The organism is Copranaerobaculum intestinale (assembly GCF_009831105.1).
Lineage (GTDB): Bacteria > Bacillota_I > Bacilli_A > Erysipelotrichales > Erysipelotrichaceae > Copranaerobaculum > Copranaerobaculum intestinale.
Window position 1 is genome coordinate 709949 of the sequence record NZ_WUUQ01000002.1, and the last position, 17258, is coordinate 727206.

Sequence of the window (17258 nt, forward strand, 5' to 3'; positions counted from 1 at the left end):
GTAGATGCGGTTGAGATGTAAGCAGAGAAAAACGGATGCCGCTTGACATCCGTTTTGACTATTCTGCTGTTGGCTCACTGTCAGCAGGCTTTGTTTCTGCCTTTCCTTCGCTGCCATCTGCTTTCGTTTCTTTATGTTCACGCTTTGGTCTTTCTAAAAGCGCCTTGCGGGAAACATTGACTCTTCCCTTCTCATCAATTTCTGTAACTTTTACTTTTACAATATCACCGAGCTTCAGTACATCTTCTACTTTTTCAACTCGTTCATGAGCGATCTTAGACACATGAAGCAGTCCATCCGTTCCCGGGAACAGGTTGACAAACGCACCAAATTTTTCAATACGGACAACTTTTCCTTCGTATACTTCACCAACTTTTGCTTCTTTTGTCAAATCATCGATCATCTGAGCAGCTTTCTTAACTGCGTTCATATCCTGATGATAGATAACCACCTGACCGTCATCCTCAATATCGATCTTCACATCGTCACAGGCTGCAATAATCTGATTGATCATCTTACCATTAGGCCCGATAACATCGCGAATCTTATCTACTGGAATCATCATCTTGAAGATCTTAGGTGCAAATTCGCCTACTTCTGGACGCGGTTCGCTAATTGCATTCAGCATATTTTCCAGAATCTGCGCGCGGGCAGTCTTTGCCTGAGCCAGTGCTTCTTCAAAGATATCCTTTGTAATGCCGTTGACCTTGATATCCATCTGCAGCGCAGTAATGCCTGCCGTCGTTCCGGCTACTTTAAAGTCCATGTCGCCAAAGTGATCCTCCATGCCTTGAATATCCGTCAATACTGTGTAGCGATTGGAAGCCTCATCCATGATCAATCCCATCGCAATTCCGGCAACCGGAGCCTTGATTGGAACACCGGCTGCCATCAAAGACATCGTTCCGGCACAGATCGAAGCCTGTGAAGAAGAACCGTTGGATTCCAGCACCTCTGCAACAACACGGATCGTGTAAGGAAATTCCTCCAGCGTTGGCAATACCTGAGAAAGCGCCCGCTCGCCCAGTGCACCATGACCGATTTCTCTGCGTCCCGGTGACCCCATGCGACCGGTTTCCCCTACTGAATACGGCGGGAAGTTATAGTGATGCATGAAACGCTTTGTTTCAACCTCTGTCAGATCATCAATGATCTGATTGTCATTGATAGCACCCAAGGTCGTAACGCTCAGCACCTGCGTTTCACCACGGGTGAACAGAGCACTACCATGTGCTCTCGGCAAAATATCCACCTGTGAGTTCAATGGACGGATTTCGTCAATTTTGCGTCCGTCCGGACGAATCTTATCTTCAATGATCAGACGGCGTACTTCATCCGCTTCTATACCATGACAGATTTCTTTTACCTGTTTCAGCACTTTTGCTTTCGTGCTGTCATCTTCATATGTTTTAGCTTCGAAAACCGCAATCGCTTCTTCCGTCAGCTCGTCGATCTTATTGTAGCGTTCCAGCTTACCCTCGATCGATACCGCGGCGCGGATTTTCGCCTCAAAGCTCGTTCGAACTTCCTTATCAATTTCTTCATCAACGCTGTACAGCTTGATTTCACGTTTTTCTTTGCCGGCAGCGGCCACGATTTCCTCCTGGAACGCAACCAGTTTTTTGATATGCTCATGTCCAAACATAATCGCACCGAGCATTGCTTCTTCGCTGACTTCTTTTGCGCCGGCCTCCACCATGTTAACCGCGTATTTAGTACCGGCAACCGTTAAATGAATATCACTTCGCTCCTGCTGCTCATTGGTCGGATTGATAACATATTCTCCGTCAACGCGTCCAACGATCACGCCGGCAATCGGTCCATTAAATGGAATATCCGATACACACAGTGCCAAAGAAGCACCAAACATCGCCGTCATTTCCGGAGTACGATCCTGATCAACGGATAATACCGTATTCACGACCTGAACTTCGTTTCGGAATCCGTCAGCGAACAGCGGACGAATCGGCCGATCGATCATGCGTGCCGTTAAGGTCGCATGCTCACTCGGTCTTCCTTCACGACGCAAAAAACCGCCGGGAATCTTACCTACTGAATACAATTTTTCTTCAAACGTAACAGTCAGCGGAAAGAAATCAAGTCCTTCCTTGGCTGTTTTACTGGCAGTCGCCGCTGATAATACGACGGTATCATCATAACGTACAAGCACGGACCCTCCGGCTTGCTTTGCGATTTCTCCAGTTTCTACTGTGAGCTTCCTCCCACAGAAATCTAAACGAAATACTTGTTTAGCCAATGTCTTCACCTCATTTTACAATTTTATCTATACAATCATAGCATAATTCCCACGATAAAGAAATGATTTTCGAATCCTTTCCTAATCACTGTGATAGCCATAAAAAAACTCCCGAGCGGGAGTTCTCTTATTTACGCAGACCTAAGCGAGCGATCAGGTTCTTGTAACGTTCCAGATCATTCTCTTTTAAGTAAGCCAGCAGATTGCGGCGGCGTCCTACCATTTTCATCAGACCGCGCTGTGAATGATAGTCGTGCTTGTGTTCTTTCATGTGTTCAGTCAGACGATTGATCTGTGCAGTCAGCACTGCAACCTGTACTTCAACAGAACCAGTGTCGCCTTCCGTACGGGCATACTCTTTCATGATAGCCTGTTTTTCTTTTTTCAATAACATGTCTATTTCCTCCTATTAATTAGACCTTCCGTACCGAGTGATCGGTTGAGGATTCCTGATTCCCAGTACAAAAGCGTAATCAGTATAGCATGATACGGCATTGAAAACAAGGGATAATTTACTTGAAAGATGCTTTCTTGATCGAAGCTTTGCGGTATAATAAAAAATGAAAGAGGTGATTGTATGAAAATCGCATGGATTGGAACCGGCGTTATGGGAAAAGCGATGCTTCAGCATCTATTTGCAGCGGGACATGAGGTGTATGCCTATAACCGCACCTTGGAAAAAGCAGCTGATCTGAAAGCAAAGGGGATATCTGTATGTTCAACGATTGAAACTTGTGTAGCCCAAAAGGATGTCGTATTTACGATGGTCGGCTACCCTGAGGATGTCGAGGAAATCTATTTCGGTAAAGACGGCATTCTCACACATGCAAAACCGGGCGCTCTGCTGATCGATATGACCACATCCTCGCCGAAGCTTGCAATAAAGATTGCGGCTTCAGCCAAGGATTTTCAAGTTTTAGATGCCCCGGTATCCGGCGGAGATAGTGGAGCCCGCAACGCTGCTTTATCCATTATGGTAGGCGGTGAGAAGGAAGCCTTTTTGGCGGCCAAGCCGCTCTTTGAAACAATGGGTACCAATATTTGTTATATGGGGCCATCCGGCAGCGGACAGCACACCAAAGCAGCTAACCAGATCGCCGTAGCCGGAGCAACTGCCGCCATGAGCGAAGCTCTTTACTATACCGAGCAGGCAGGCTTAAATCCTGAGCAGGTTCTGGCTGCTATTACCAAGGGCGCAGCCGGAAGCTGGCAGTTAACCAACATGGCACCTCGGGTGTTAAAGGAAGACTTCGCGCCGGGATTCTATATCAAGCATTTCATAAAGGATATGCATATTGTGCAGGATGTTATGAATGAACATCATATTCATCTGGAAATGCTGGATACTGTCTGCTCCATGTATGAGGATATGATGGTAAACGGAATGGGCAATGAAGGTACACAATCTCTCATCAAGTATTATCAAAAAGCAAAAGAAAAGTGATCATGCCGGTATGATCATTTTTTTATGAGCCGCTTTTCCTAATTCTCTCTTTTTAATGTTAATCCAAAATATCGCTGGCGGATCCTTTATACTCATAAAAACATATGCATCTAACGTCAATAAAAAAAGCACAAAATGTGCTTTTTACAGGAATTCTAACAGTACGTCATTCAAAAAATGTAAACCGTGATCGGTTGCGCGAAGATGACGATGACATTCGTAAAGCTCCCCTTTTTTTATATTTATTTCTTTGGCCTGCTTGAACACATCATCAAACGATACGTGAAAAGCATCTTCAAAAGCCTGATATGAGAGTCCTTCCTTCAGACGAAGCCCCATCATGACCATTTCAAACATTTCATCCTTTTGGGACAGCGTGATCCAGGAAGGCTCCTGTTCTCCTTTTATATACGCATGCAAATTCTTCGGCATGTCATAGCGCTGATGATCCAGCTTTCCGCTGGCGCCGCATCCAATTCCATAGAAATCATGGTAATACCAATACTGCTTATTATGCATGCTTTCATATCCCGAACGGGCAAAACTGCTGATTTCATATTGATGAAATCCTTTATTCTCCAGTATCTGAATCGCTTTATCATACATTTCGCCTTCCAATGTCGGATCGATATTGGTAACACCCATTCGCCCGAATGCACTATGCTCTTCTATCGTCAGGGCATACAGCGAAATATGTGTGATCGGCAGGGCTGCAGCCTGTAATAAATCCGCTTCCCACATTGCCATAGTCTGGGTTGGAAGACCATAGATCAAATCGATCGAAATATTGTGTATTCCTACCTTTTTTAAATCCTGAATTGCATTTACAACATCATTTGTTCGATGACAGCGATTCATCATATGCAGTAAATCCGGATGAAAACTCTGTACGCCCATTGATATACGGTTCACGCCCGCTGTATGCATGCAGCTGATTTTATTGGCATGCAGCGATTCTACATTGACTTCAACCGTATATTCTTCCACACTTTGCCGGTAAGGCTTAAGCAGTTGAAACAGAGCTTCCAGCTGATCTGACTGTAAGCTTGTGGGAGTTCCGCCACCGATGTAAAGGGTTTTTAAATCAGTACTGGGCTGCTGTTTGGCAAGATCGAGCTTCAGCGCTTCCAGATACTGATCACTCAAGCCGCGATGATAGCCACAGCGGAAAAAATCACAATACGCACATATGGCATCACAAAATGGAATATGCACATACATTGACTGCGCCATCATCTAACCTCCTTTACAAATTTCCTATATCATCTTTCTCTTTTTCCTTTAAACGCATTCGATTATGGATGAAATAGACAAGTGCCTTGCAGGTTGGCTTCTCCAATACTCCGGTATGCAGCGATATCAGAGCAGGCTGTTCCTTATAAGCCCTTGTGATTGCCGTACGGATTGACTTTTCCACGCGGGTATACGTCGTACCGTGTTCCTTGGCTGTTTCTACCAGTATTTCTTTCATCGTTAAGCTGCAAAAAACCGGTTCACTCTTCAAATAAATCGCCGTTGTCAAATACTTGTGACCATTTAAATGAATAGGTATTCCTTTTTGTTCCAGCAGACGTCCTACAAACGTCTTGATGTTATCCTTGATCGATTCTTCATACTGCTGAGTATCACTCTCTAAAGAAACAACATTAAATATATCTTTGCACGTGTACGGTTTGATTAAAAAATTATCGATTTTATGCTTGATTGAGAAATGAACTGTCTTCCCATCTAATTCACTGTACAAAGCGATGATATGTAAATCTTTCAGCTGATCATGATTACAAAGCTCCTCCATCAGAATTTCAGCTTTTTCCAAATTGATTTCAGGATTGATAATCAAAATATCCAAATGAAGTGCCAACAGCTGATTAACGTCTTCCACAATCGTTGTAGAGGTACCTACCAGATTGCCGTTCTGGGTTTTGTTGATATTGATTAAAAATTCCTTAATCAGATCCAGATCGTCTACACATAAGAAAATATTGTTAAGCATTACCTGCGGTAAAACGATCTACTGCCTATGTACATTTTACCATTCTCCCTTCCCTATACTACATAATACATAAATTTCTTCCCAATTCGCTGCTTTCGATACCAGTTCTGTTTAACGATACCCTCAAGCGAGTAACGAGCAGTTTCATAGCATACCTCTGCAAAAGTCATATAATCCCTGATCGTATAGTAATGGTCAACCTGATTATGGGTGACATAAAAACCTGCTTGATGCTCACTTAACATCGGATACTGCTGCAGCAGTTCCTGTTTCGATAATATTCGCACGTCATCTCGCGCATTCCTACCTAATGATAACACTTGTTTTGATAAATTCAACCGTAACTTGTCAAGAAACAATAAAAGCTTATACGTAAGATCAAACTCAGCCGGACTTGAGATATTGATATCAAAAAGCTCTGAAATCGACAAAAATGATAACGGATATAGCATTTTATGGCTTCCTAACAAGAAAAGGACGAATGCATAACTGGTGACTTTATCAAAAAATTCCAATGCCACAAAAATTCGCAGAATGATGGAAATCTGATCATCAAGAAAGAAAGCAAAGTGTTTTCTTTGGATTGAATGGTCAATGCCCCATTGATCAAGGAAACGAAACAGCATCATTTCCTTATCGCCTGACAAAGCTATCTGCATCTGATTTATGAATTGATGGGCCGTGGACTGCTGACGTTCATTTAGAATACGAGTATCACATTCCCATACAACATGCTCATTACGGTGATCAAAACTGATCCCATAGAGCTGATCGGTCAGCTCATTGATACGATCGTTCACACAACTGTTTCTGGTAATATAGTACTCTTTTGCGAATGGGACAGACCAGCGAAACAACCGCCGATAATTCTCAATTTCTATCCATATCGGATCGATCATCAGCATTTGAAAATCTTGCGCGACCTCTTCTTTTCGGCAATATTTCATATCGGTGTACTTCTGAGCAGTTTCAAACATTTTCTCATCTCCTAGATCATTTTAGCAAAGTAATAGGAGAAAATGGTGATTCTCGACAAACGTTGTCAAAAGACCACAAAAAAAGCCGCTGAACGGCTTTACAAACGAATGATTTCATCACAATGCTAGATATTCAACATGGGTTACAACGATCACAGTTTTTTGTTGTAAGGTAAATGCTTTTAGAATGGCGATTACTTCATTACGATTTTCTTGATCCAGATTACCGGTTGGCTCATCGGCGAGGATAATATGAGAAGGCTTCAAAATCAAACGCGATGAAGTCGAAACATAACAAAACAACAAATAATAGTTTTTTCATATCCTTTTCTCCAAGATGAAAAGTTTAAACCAATAAAGCATCTCATTGCTTATACAACAAAAAATCCCCCATATATATTATTATATCACCAGGGGATTTTTAAGCAATTTTATTTATTCATCATCCATTGACAAAACAGCCATAAATGCTTCCTGCGGAACTTCCACAGAGCCTACGGATTTCATACGTTTTTTGCCCTCTTTTTGCTTCTCCAGCAGCTTTTTCTTACGCGAGATATCACCGCCATAACACTTAGCTAAGACATTCTTACGCAGTGCTTTGATATCCGAGCGTGCAATAATCTTACCGTTGATCGCAGCCTGAACAGGAATTTCAAACTGCTGACGAGGAATCAGTTTTTTCAGTTTTTCACAGATTGCCTTCCCGCGATGATAAGCGAAATCCCGATGGACGATTGTAGATAATGCATCCACAATATCACTGTTTAATAAAATATCCATTTTTACAAGTTTATTCGGCTGATAACCGATTAATTCATAATCAAGTGAAGCATATCCGCGGGTACAGGATTTCAGCTTATCAAAGAAATCATAAACTATTTCACCCAGTGGCAATTCATAGATGATATTCACGCGGGTATCATCCAGATATACCATATCTTTATAGAATCCGCGCTTATTTTGACAAAGCTCCATGATCGGTCCGATATATTCGGTTGGTGACATGATAGACGCTTTTACAAACGGTTCTTCGATATGATCAATCTTGGAAACATCGGGAAGCATGCTTGGATTATCAACAAGCGTCATAGACCCATCAGTCAAATAGGCATGATATACAACACTGGGCGCAGTGGCAATCAAATCAATATTATATTCCCGCTCGATCCGCTCCTGGATGACATCCATGTGCAAAAGCCCTAAAAAGCCGCAGCGAAAACCAAAGCCCAATGCCTGTGATGTTTCCGCTTCAAAATGCAGTGAAGCATCATTCAGCTGTAATTTTTCCAACGCATCACGAAGATCATTGTATTTTGCGGAATCAATCGGATACAGACCGCAGTAAACCATTGGATTTAATTGACGGTAACCGGAAAGCGGTTCAGCTGCCGGACGTTCTGCAAAAGTAATGGTATCACCGACACGAACATCTTTCACTGACTTGATGCTGGCGGCGATCCACCCTACTTCTCCGCAATGCAAAATATTCTTTTTCACTTCTTTAGGTGTATGAACCCCCAGTTCAAGCACTTCATATTCAGCTCCGGTAGCCATAAAGCGGATTTTATCTCCAATCTTCACTTCTCCTTCTTTGATGCGAACATAGGCAATGACTCCGCGGTATGCATCATACAGCGAGTCAAAAACCAGCGCCTGAAGCGGCGCTGATGCATCCCCATGCGGTGCCGGTACTTGTTTTATGATCTGTTCCAGGACATCTTCAACATGTAAACCGCTTTTCGCTGATATCAGCGGTGCCTCATCAGCCGGCAATCCGATGACATTCTCGATTTCCTGTTTTACCAGATCCGGCTGAGCACTGGGCAGATCAATTTTATTGATCACCGGCAGGATTTCCAAGTCGTTGTCTAAGGCCAAATATACATTCGCCAGGGTCTGCGCCTCAATCCCCTGTGCCGCATCTACTACTAAAACCGCTCCCTCACACGCCGCAAGAGAACGCGATACCTCATACGTGAAATCGACATGGCCCGGCGTATCGATCAGATGAAGCAAGTATGTTTCGCCATCTTTGGCTCGATAGTTCAGTTGTACCGCATTTAATTTGATGGTAATTCCCCGCTCCCGTTCAAGCTCCATAGAATCCAACAGCTGTTCCTTCATTTCACGGTTCTGCACGGTATCCGTGATTTCCAGAATCCGATCAGCCAGCGTTGATTTTCCATGGTCGATATGAGCAATGATGGAAAAATTGCGGATATGTTTCTGATCCACACGCACCACTCCTTTCACAAGTAGCATTATTATATCAAAATCAAGAAAAGAAGAAAAGCACTTTTATGTGCTTCTCCCGTTGTCCATTACTGCATGATTTTACCGATGTCATTCCGTCCGGAGCCATTAAAATACGCTTTGGCATCTACCTTATTCTTTCCTTCCAGCTGTAATTCATCCACCAGAATAAAACCATTCGATGCGGCAATGGCATATCCGCCATCCATCATACCGATCATTTCTCCAGGCTGATATGCATGCGGCTGACGTTTCATCCGTACACGATGAAATTTCATTTTTTTCTGATTCAATATCGCGTAGCCGATCGGTGCCGGGATCAAACCGCGAATATGGTTGTATACTTCTTGCACATCTTCGGTAAACGTAATCTTTTCTTCTTCCTTGGATATATTATAAGCAAAGGTTGCGGCTGCTTCATCCTGCTCGCGAAAGACGGCAGTACCATTCAGGATCAAAGGGATACATTCCATTAATAAATCAGCTCCAGCTAACGATAGCTTATCCGACAAAGAGCCGGTCGTATCCTGCGGCTCAATGATAACCTTACGTTGTGCCATAACTGCCCCAGCATCCATTTTCTTTACCATTCTCATAATGGAAATACCGCTTTCTTTATCGCCGTTTATGATCGCTTTATGAATTGGCGCCCCGCCTCGAAGCTTCGGCAATAAGGATGCATGAACATTGATACTGCCATAGACAGGGGTATTTAATACAATATCAGGAATGATCTGACCGTAGGCACAGGTTATAATCAAATCCGGATTCCAAGCCAGGATATCCGTATACTCTGTTTTAATAGAAACCGGCTGTAAAACCGGCAGCTGGTTTGCCAGTGCCAATTCCTTTACCGGTGTCATCTGCAGAAGCTGCTTGCGTCCTACTTTTTTATCTGGCTGGGATACGACCCCTACCACCTGACAATTTTCATTAAGCAACCGCTGCAGGATCGTGCAGGCAAATGCGGGCGTACCCATAAATACAATCCGTGTGGATTTTAACATAATCGCATCACCTCTGGGTGATATTATACCACATCCTCATCCGATCCAATAAAAAAAGAACCCGTTTTAAAATGCATCCGCATAAAATTAGAGATGATGCATTTTTGTTTGGATTCTATTCTGCTAAGCCGTGAAAAATATCCGATACGATAACTGTACTGGTATCTACCAGATCCACAATGAACTGAGAGGTACGCTTTGCCATACTGGAAGCGAGGTTCTCATCAATTTCATTTAAAGAACTCTTATCCACCTGTGGTTTCACCGGCTTATTTTGAGCAACACTTGATTCAAACTCCGCTATTTTATCATGAAGCTCCTCACGATCTTTTTCGTGATCATCAGATACATACGATCCAATTGCCACCAGCAGCAATATCAGACAGGCATCAGCGATAAATCTTCTCATCTGTAATCACCCCATCATTTTCTCAATCGCCTTGGCCAATACATCCAGGGAGTTGGTCACTTCTTCAAAGGTGTTCTGATCAGCCCCAACTTCAATCAAGATCATGTTCGGGCTCATCTGCTGATTATAATAAGCCTCTCTGGTCATCGGCGCTTTCATGATACCATTTACATCTTGGTTGATAATGTCAGTTAGTGTCGTTGCAATTTTCGTTGACGCAGATACATTTTTACTCAAGCCACCGATCACCGTCATCACGCGGGCATAGGATTTCCCATTGATTTCCGTAAAGCAGGCCTCTCTTGGTACACTGTCACGATGAAGATCGATAACCAGATCGAATCCGCCATAGTTGGCAAATGCGTCATTGATAAATTTATTGGATACTGCATAGCTGCTGTTATAGTCCCAGCCCTGAGAACGTCCGTAGGCAACAAAATCATTGGTTTCCACAACGACATCAATACCTGCCTTCTGCAGTTTTTCAGCCAATACCTGGGCTCCGTCCATAACCGTTTTGCCCCCCTGATATCCTTCCTGTTGATGAGTGTTATAAATATAAATCCGTTTCTTTTCCTTTTTATCTGATGCTGATATTTTTGGTGCTTCCGGAACAACTGGAGCGTCCTGATCCTGGGTAGTCTTATATTCTTTCTCCTGATCGGTTTCATTAGGAATGTTAACCGTTGAATTTTTCGTAATTACATTAAGCTGATCTTTGATAGACTGCGGCTCACTCAGTGTCCGCTGATGATAAACGAGGGAGGTCAATACTTCATTTTTACTGAGTTTATCTTTTATGGAGCCAAAAAATGGTGTCGCAAGCAAAAAGGCACTCAACGCTATCAATTTGAAAATAATCTTAAGATTTGTCCTCATAAGAAAACCCCCTCTTTCAACGATATGAAAAAAGCCGGGGGTTTATACCTAAAGTGTATCGAAGGCTGGATGGAAAAATTTATTGAGGGCAGTAGAAACAATATAGATCAAATGCTTTAATTCATCATCCATTGATTTCGGAGTAACAATCAAATCAAGGTGATTTTTCTGAGCGAGCTGTTCCAGCATCTTTTCTTTTTCATCATCCAAAGGATCCAGCGCTTCACTGAGAATAGCACCGATGCTGGTTACCGTGGCAACACCAATCGCAATTACTGGTACATGTAACGCTTCTTCATTCAGGGCATGGCGATGATTTCCTACCCCGCTGCCGGGACGGATACCGGTGTTGTTGATCTGGATAACCCGATTGATTCTGCCGGTATTACGGGTTGCCAGCGCATCAATTACAAACACGACATCAGGTTGATACTCCTCACACACACTTTTCACGATTGCTGAGGATTCCAGACCGGTTTGCCCCATGACACCGGGCTGGATTACCGCCACATTGCCGGTACCCTTCAGCATCGAATGATCTTCATTGGCATACAGATGTGCTGTTACCATGATTTCATTGGCAACCCCCGGACCCAAGGCATCTGATGTAATAAAACGATTTCCCAGACCCACAACCAATATTTTTTGAGGATTCAGTTTCATATTTTTCATCATGATCTCTAAATTCTGCTTAACCGTTTCTACCACCATGTCCCGATGATCACGGTCTAAAATATTCTGAAATTCAATTGAGACATAGTCACCCTTATCTTTTCCCAAAACATTTTCATCTTCCAATATCTTTATATAGTTTGTTTTGATATCCTGCCATACCTTTTCTATATGCTGGTATGTTTTCTCGTCTACCTGACGGGAGATCATTTCATCCGCAAAATCGCTGCGAATGTTGTAATTTCGTTTACTCATAGATTCACCTCAATGCATAGTATGGATTTTTTTCTTCATGTTATTGCATTTTAAGGTGACTTTTGATATAATTTACAAGCATATTGTGTAAACCATGAGGAGGTGTAAAAATGCCACAGATTCAGTCTCAGAAAAAGCGTGTAAAAACTAATAACAAAAGAAACTTAGCAGTTGCTGCACAGAAATCAGCTTTGAAAACTTCAATCAAAAAAGTATTAGCAGCTGTTGAAGCTAAAGATAAAGACGCTGCCGTTGCCGCTTACAACGAAGCAAGTTCGAAACTGGACAAGGCTGCCGCAAAAGGCATCCACCATAAGAACTACGCAACTCGTCAGAAATCTCGTTTAAGCAGAGCTATCAATGCATTAGGATAATCAGTTCGTAAGGACTGATTTTTTTGTATTCAATAAGATTCTTTTACGATTTGTACGGAGTATCTATAACAAAAAAAGCGAAACCATTTTCGCTTTTTTATTCATCTTCTTCCAATGGTACTTCTAAGGCTAATCCACCCAATGAGGTTTCTCTCAGCTCGATTGCTAGCTTCTTGCCGGTATACTGCATGGTATTCACAACCATATCAAACGATATAACATTATCACGCACATCCAGCAGGTTAGTAGATAAGAAGGCTGCATCCATGGAACGCAGTACCGCAACCGCATTGCGTTCAATACAAGGTATCATTACATAACCGCCTACCGGATCACAGGTTAATCCTAAATGATGTTCTATTCCCATCTCTGCCGCATATTCAATTTTATGAATTGGCAGCTGGCGGAAGTAAGCAGCCATTGCCGCGCCCATGGCACATGCAGCTCCTATTTCTGCCTGGCAGCCTCCCTGCGCGCCGGAAATTGTTGCATTCTGTTTGATCAGATTGCCGAAAATTCCTGCTATCTTTAATCCGCGAATCATCATCTCTAAGGGCATATGCAGGTCATAATGATGATAATAAAGGATAGCTGGAAGGATACCGCTGCTGCCTAATGTCGGTGCGGTCACGGTCATCCCGCCGCCGGCATTTTCTTCGCTCGCCGCATAAGCATAAGCACTCAGCAGCAGCTTCTCTTTCTCGGAAGGAATCAGCGCCGCCTTCGCCTTGCGATGCAAGGATCCGGCGGTACGCTGCAGCTTCAGCTTGCCTGGCAGAATACCTTCACTTGCAAGCCCTTGTTTTACAGTTTCCATCATCTGATGAAAAATTGCTTCCAAATAATCATCTATTTTTTCATAATGATCCACATATTCAGCTAAATCTAAATCATGACAGCTACAAAATGCCTTGATTTCAGAAAAGCTCTTCTGTGGATAAATTTCTTTTCCGTCTTCATCTTCAACCCCAATAATACGAATGGCACCGCCGCCGATTGAACAGATTGTCCACTCTCCCAGAACATTTTTCTGCAAATCAAACGCAGTAAGCTTCATTGTATTGGGATGCGGCAGTTTAACATCCTCATGATGAAATAACACTTCACAAGCAATAGGCTCCATCGTCTTCTTGATAATGGTGTCTGTTCCATGACCTTTTCCGGTTAATGCCAGCGAACCGAAAAGATCTGCCTGCATGCTTGCTGCTGCGGCAAATGCTGCCTTGAATTTTAAACATGCCCGCTGCGGACCCAATGTATGAGAAGAAGAAGGCCCTGGTCCAATTCGATATAGTTCTTTTAACGACTTCATAATCAATCTCCCTGCGTACGTAATAAAAATAATTCAAATCCCATATCTTTGTCAATTCTGCCGCCCTTGATCTGCTGATCCAGATCTGCCAAGGAGGCCAGTGTAGCCATGATTTCCTCAGCGCGCAAATTCTGTACGCTTTCCAGCGATTTTTTCACCCGGAAAGGATGTGCTCCCAGCTGTTGGGTAATCTCTCGCTCACTGCATCCCTGCATCTGCAAAGATTTCACTTGATACAGAAACCGAAATTGACTTGCCAGCATCGCTATCAAATAGATGGCATCCTTATTTAAAGCGGATAAATCCTGCCATAGATGGAACGATTGCCGAATATCCTTTTTAACGACCGCATTTACCAAATCAAATACATTATCATCTAATGGCCGCGTCACAAGTGCTGCAACATCTGCTTTTTGGATATCTTTAGATAATAGTTCAAGCTTATCCATAGCTTGCATAATTTCCCCAACATCCGCCGGCAGCCGCTTCAGAAGCTCTTGAAATGCCGCTTTGTCCATATGGATGTTTCGTTTGGCCAGCTGCTCTTTTATATAGTTTGCTTTTCCTAAATCATCCAGCTTGGAAAAGGTAAGAACCTTACAGGTTTTTTGAACAAGCTTAACGATCTTTTTCCGGCTGTCAAGCTTCGGAAATTCGCCGGTAAAAATTAATACGGTTGATTCCATAGGTGATTTTAGATACTGTTCCAATGCTTCAATCCCATCCGGCAGTTCCCCACCGCCGCTTAAAAAATCAGCATGGGCGGCAATCACCACTTTTCGCTCACCGAAAAAAGGAATGGTCTGTGCATCATCCAATACCATACCTAAGGACTGATTCATCAAATCATAGGTTGCGGTATTCATCATATCATTCCCGCTGTTTTCTTTGATCAGTAACGAAAGCGTTTTTTGAAGCAATGCACGCTCTTCTCCATATAACACATAATTCAATGTCATCACCTAGTTGTTATTATATCAAATTCATGACTTGCTGTCCTGAAAAGGTTCAAGTTTTTGAAAAAGAGTATTGATACAGCGCCACTTTCGGCAGTGTTGCGATAACTGATCTGCTGACGATTCAAGGTTTCCAGTGTCTTTGGATGGGGATGACCATAGCGGTTGTGATAGCCGCTTGATAAAACGGCCAGCATAGGATGAAGCTGGTGCAAAAAAGCCGGATCAGAACTGGTTTGACTGCCATGGTGTCCTGCCTTCAAGATATCAGCGGTCAGTTTGGGATACTGCCGCATAATTTCCTGCTCTGCAGTTCTTCCCGCATCACCAGTAAACAAATAGTAAAGTCCGCCAAGTTCAAAATAAAAAATCAAAGAATTCTCATTTTTATCCAAATACTTCTGATCATACAACAGATTCTGCATTTCAACATTGCCAATTCGCACAGTTTCATGCTTTTCTCGAATGATACGATGTATTGATATAAATTCCTTCAGCTGCTTCAATCCACCGCTGTGATCAAAATCATCATGTGATAAAATTACAGCGTCCAAATGCTGAATCCCCTTCGCCTTTAAAACCGGAAGCACAATCTGCTTTGGCAAATTACGCGTATGATGTCCGGCGATGTCAATAAGAAATGTACCCTGCCCAAACGGCAAGGTAATCAACGCTGTATCACCCTGACCGATATCAAGAAACATCACCTCCCCAAAAGGATTTAAAAATAGTTGATATTGCTGGATTACCAAGAGACCCATCAGCTTTATAGCATCCTTCCTTCTTGGCAGCTGAAGCAATTTCAGAGTATGGGATACCCAAAGAAACAGCCATAAAAGGGAAGGATAGCCCAGCACCGCAATCAACGGAAGCTGTTGCAGCCCCTGCACAAGATCATAAGTGATAGTCAGACCGATATTCTGTCCCGATAACATACTAACCCACGCCGCCAGATAATGCAGGGCAAACAGAATTCGCTGAAACTGAAAACCAATCAGTTGAATGAGATCACACTCATAAAAGTAAAGCAGCTGAACCGGCAGTAAAAGTAAGATAGATGAGAGCCATTTGGATATTTGATGATAAAAAATCCCTGATAAATGAAACAGCACCGGGAGAACCAAGCAAAGCTCCTGATAATGACTAGGATATAAGAAAAGGAAGATAAGGATACTGACCCCCAACCGATCATGAACAGATTGTTTTTTCATCAGATAATATATGATCCGAAAGATCAATATTCGTTTCAAGGCCAAAGAAAATACCGTTATTTCACCAAGCAAGGTCATTCCTGAAAGTGATAAAATGAATACCCAGAACGGATTCAGCCAATATTGAAGCAGCTTTTCCAAAATGCGGCATAAAAAACTGATATGCATACCACTGGAAGAAACCATATACGGTAGGTCTGTTTCCTCCTCCTGAATTCCATATAGTGCCTGCATCACCTTGTTTCGTATTGATTGGGGCAGCGCAGCTGCACGCCGATACAAGGAAGCACGCAGCGATGAGGATGCATCTATTACCTGATACTGCTTTACATACATACTGTAATAGATTCCCTGCCGGCGGGCCCAGCGATCAAACTGAAAACCATAAAAATTATGATTGGAGTGGATTCGCTCCCAACTTCCCTGTACTTGTATCACATCATCCATGGATACGGATTCCACATGATACAGGATCACCTTCGCTTGTCCGTGCTGGGCAATGACATAGCTTTTGCGAATATCCTTCACCTTCCAAATATCGGATACAGGTTCTTGTATATTCTGAATACCCCGCACCTGAAATGCAAGCATCATCAGAATCAAGATCCATAACGGACCCTTTTGAATGTGAACAAACCAGATAACACATAGACACGCATACAGAATTTTCAGCCATGGCTGGCTGATCATCATGCCGACCCAAATACAAAATGCCAGCTGCAGCCAATTGTCCTTTAAAGACAAATAAACGCTTTTAGCTTTTGAAATAGCTTATCACCAATCCCTTTGACCTCCATCAGCTGCTCGAGTGCTGAAAATGATTTCACCTTCCGATATTCCAAAATGCGCTTGGCAATAGCCGGACCAATACCCGGCAGCCCATCAAGAGCATCGACTCCTGCACTGTTGATTGAAATACATACTCTGTTCTGCTTTTTCGCTATGACCAAAACACTGCCGTTTTCCAGCTTTTGCGCCAGATTGATGGATGTCAGATCAGCCTCAGCAGTAGGTTTTACCTGCTTTAAAGCCTCCTCAACATTTGCATTGCGATCTAATTGTATAACTCCCGGATTTTGGACTTCCCCCTTGATTTCAATTTGAATATGATCACTTCGATATTGATTCAAGTTGACAAAGTGATATTCCTGATAGTACAACAAACCGATAATCAGCAGCATAAACAGTTTTTTCATGATGGTCACCTGTCTGTTTCTACGTGACCGGTTACAAAAATCCTAATAAAAAAGATGTAT

At 42.8% G+C, this 17258-nt stretch carries 16 protein-coding genes; 2 read left to right on the top strand and 14 right to left on the bottom strand.

The window, feature by feature from the left end; genetic code table 11:
• Positions 1 to 58: 58 nt before the first annotated feature.
• Together pnp and rpsO are read right to left on the bottom strand one after the other, a co-directional pair.
• A complete protein-coding gene (gene pnp / locus GSF08_RS08290; RefSeq protein WP_160625340.1) occupies positions 59 to 2257 on the bottom strand; it encodes a polyribonucleotide nucleotidyltransferase in 2199 nt (732 codons plus the stop codon).
• Between the two features lie 127 nt (positions 2258 to 2384).
• Positions 2385 to 2651, bottom strand: coding sequence for a 30S ribosomal protein S15 (gene rpsO, locus GSF08_RS08295; protein WP_160625341.1), 267 nt, complete (start codon positions 2649 to 2651; stop codon positions 2385 to 2387).
• Between the two features lie 183 nt (positions 2652 to 2834).
• On the opposite strand from rpsO, the gene GSF08_RS08300 reads away from it, so the two are divergent.
• Positions 2835 to 3701: an NAD(P)-dependent oxidoreductase gene (locus GSF08_RS08300; RefSeq protein WP_160625342.1), complete on the top strand. Its 867-nt coding sequence runs from the start codon at positions 2835 to 2837 to the stop codon at positions 3699 to 3701.
• Between the two features lie 144 nt (positions 3702 to 3845).
• On the opposite strand, the gene hemW is transcribed toward GSF08_RS08300, so the two are convergent.
• The 8 genes from hemW to gpr form a co-directional block, all read right to left on the bottom strand.
• Entirely contained in the window at positions 3846 to 4934 is a 1089-nt protein-coding gene (hemW, locus tag GSF08_RS08305) for a radical SAM family heme chaperone HemW (protein ID WP_160625343.1), read from the bottom strand.
• Positions 4935 to 4947: 13 nt separating this feature from the next.
• On the bottom strand, positions 4948 to 5694 hold the full coding sequence (locus tag GSF08_RS08310; RefSeq protein WP_160625344.1) for a sporulation initiation factor Spo0A C-terminal domain-containing protein: 747 nt from the start codon (positions 5692 to 5694) through the stop codon (positions 4948 to 4950).
• A gap of 53 nt (positions 5695 to 5747) precedes the next feature.
• The gene (locus GSF08_RS08315) at positions 5748 to 6671 is read right to left on the bottom strand and encodes a hypothetical protein (RefSeq protein WP_160625345.1); all 924 of its coding nucleotides are present in this window, start codon (positions 6669 to 6671) and stop codon (positions 5748 to 5750) included.
• A gap of 435 nt (positions 6672 to 7106) precedes the next feature.
• Entirely contained in the window at positions 7107 to 8909 is a 1803-nt protein-coding gene (gene lepA, locus GSF08_RS08320; RefSeq protein WP_347337994.1) for a translation elongation factor 4, read from the bottom strand.
• Positions 8910 to 8995: 86 nt separating this feature from the next.
• Positions 8996 to 9934: a methionyl-tRNA formyltransferase gene (gene fmt / locus GSF08_RS08325; protein ID WP_249805974.1), complete on the bottom strand. Its 939-nt coding sequence runs from the start codon at positions 9932 to 9934 to the stop codon at positions 8996 to 8998.
• Between the two features lie 115 nt (positions 9935 to 10049).
• Positions 10050 to 10343, bottom strand: a complete 294-nt coding sequence (locus GSF08_RS08330; protein WP_160625347.1) for a hypothetical protein — start codon at positions 10341 to 10343, stop codon at positions 10050 to 10052.
• Positions 10344 to 10349: 6 nt separating this feature from the next.
• Positions 10350 to 11222 (bottom strand): stage II sporulation protein P, encoded by an 873-nt coding sequence (gene spoIIP / locus GSF08_RS08335; protein WP_160625348.1) that lies wholly within the window; start codon positions 11220 to 11222, stop codon positions 10350 to 10352.
• A 48-nt stretch (positions 11223 to 11270) separates the two neighbouring features.
• Positions 11271 to 12149: a GPR endopeptidase gene (gene gpr, locus GSF08_RS08340; RefSeq protein ID WP_160625349.1), complete on the bottom strand. Its 879-nt coding sequence runs from the start codon at positions 12147 to 12149 to the stop codon at positions 11271 to 11273.
• 110 nt (positions 12150 to 12259) lie between these two features.
• Here gpr and rpsT point away from each other — a divergent pair, with 110 nt between their 5' ends.
• Entirely contained in the window at positions 12260 to 12523 is a 264-nt protein-coding gene (rpsT, locus tag GSF08_RS08345; RefSeq protein WP_160625350.1) for a 30S ribosomal protein S20, read from the top strand.
• Positions 12524 to 12620: 97 nt separating this feature from the next.
• On the opposite strand, the gene GSF08_RS08350 is transcribed toward rpsT, so the two are convergent.
• The 4 genes from GSF08_RS08350 to GSF08_RS08365 are packed head-to-tail and all read right to left on the bottom strand — an operon-like array spanning position 12621 to position 17198.
• Positions 12621 to 13835: an L-serine ammonia-lyase, iron-sulfur-dependent, subunit alpha gene (locus GSF08_RS08350; RefSeq protein WP_160625351.1), complete on the bottom strand. Its 1215-nt coding sequence runs from the start codon at positions 13833 to 13835 to the stop codon at positions 12621 to 12623.
• Positions 13836 to 13837: 2 nt separating this feature from the next.
• On the bottom strand, positions 13838 to 14794 hold the full coding sequence (gene holA / locus GSF08_RS08355; protein ID WP_347337995.1) for a DNA polymerase III subunit delta: 957 nt from the start codon (positions 14792 to 14794) through the stop codon (positions 13838 to 13840).
• Entirely contained in the window at positions 14794 to 16746 is a 1953-nt protein-coding gene (locus GSF08_RS08360; protein WP_160625353.1) for a ComEC/Rec2 family competence protein, read from the bottom strand. The genes holA and GSF08_RS08360 overlap by 1 nt, the downstream gene beginning before the upstream one ends.
• Entirely contained in the window at positions 16737 to 17198 is a 462-nt protein-coding gene (locus GSF08_RS08365; RefSeq protein ID WP_160625354.1) for a ComEA family DNA-binding protein, read from the bottom strand. Before GSF08_RS08365 ends, GSF08_RS08360 begins: the two co-directional genes overlap by 10 nt.
• Positions 17199 to 17258 lie beyond the last annotated feature (60 nt).

What these genes read in the sequence shown, in the direction of transcription:
- rpsO (WP_160625341.1), bottom strand. Translation starts at nt 2,651, where the DNA reads ATGTTATTGAAAAAAGAAAAACAGGCTATCATGAAAGAGTATGCCCGT.
- GSF08_RS08300 (WP_160625342.1), top strand. Translation starts at nt 2,835, where the DNA reads ATGAAAATCGCATGGATTGGAACCGGCGTTATGGGAAAAGCGATGCTT.
- hemW (WP_160625343.1), bottom strand. Translation starts at nt 4,934, where the DNA reads ATGGCGCAGTCAATGTATGTGCATATTCCATTTTGTGATGCCATATGT.
- GSF08_RS08310 (WP_160625344.1), bottom strand. Translation starts at nt 5,694, where the DNA reads ATGCTTAACAATATTTTCTTATGTGTAGACGATCTGGATCTGATTAAG.
- GSF08_RS08315 (WP_160625345.1), bottom strand. Translation starts at nt 6,671, where the DNA reads ATGTTTGAAACTGCTCAGAAGTACACCGATATGAAATATTGCCGAAAA.
- fmt (WP_249805974.1), bottom strand. Translation starts at nt 9,934, where the DNA reads ATGTTAAAATCCACACGGATTGTATTTATGGGTACGCCCGCATTTGCC.
- GSF08_RS08330 (WP_160625347.1), bottom strand. Translation starts at nt 10,343, where the DNA reads ATGAGAAGATTTATCGCTGATGCCTGTCTGATATTGCTGCTGGTGGCA.
- spoIIP (WP_160625348.1), bottom strand. Translation starts at nt 11,222, where the DNA reads ATGAGGACAAATCTTAAGATTATTTTCAAATTGATAGCGTTGAGTGCC.
- gpr (WP_160625349.1), bottom strand. Translation starts at nt 12,149, where the DNA reads ATGAGTAAACGAAATTACAACATTCGCAGCGATTTTGCGGATGAAATG.
- rpsT (WP_160625350.1), top strand. Translation starts at nt 12,260, where the DNA reads ATGCCACAGATTCAGTCTCAGAAAAAGCGTGTAAAAACTAATAACAAA.
- GSF08_RS08350 (WP_160625351.1), bottom strand. Translation starts at nt 13,835, where the DNA reads ATGAAGTCGTTAAAAGAACTATATCGAATTGGACCAGGGCCTTCTTCT.
- holA (WP_347337995.1), bottom strand. Translation starts at nt 14,794, where the DNA reads ATGACATTGAATTATGTGTTATATGGAGAAGAGCGTGCATTGCTTCAA.
- GSF08_RS08365 (WP_160625354.1), bottom strand. Translation starts at nt 17,198, where the DNA reads ATGAAAAAACTGTTTATGCTGCTGATTATCGGTTTGTTGTACTATCAG.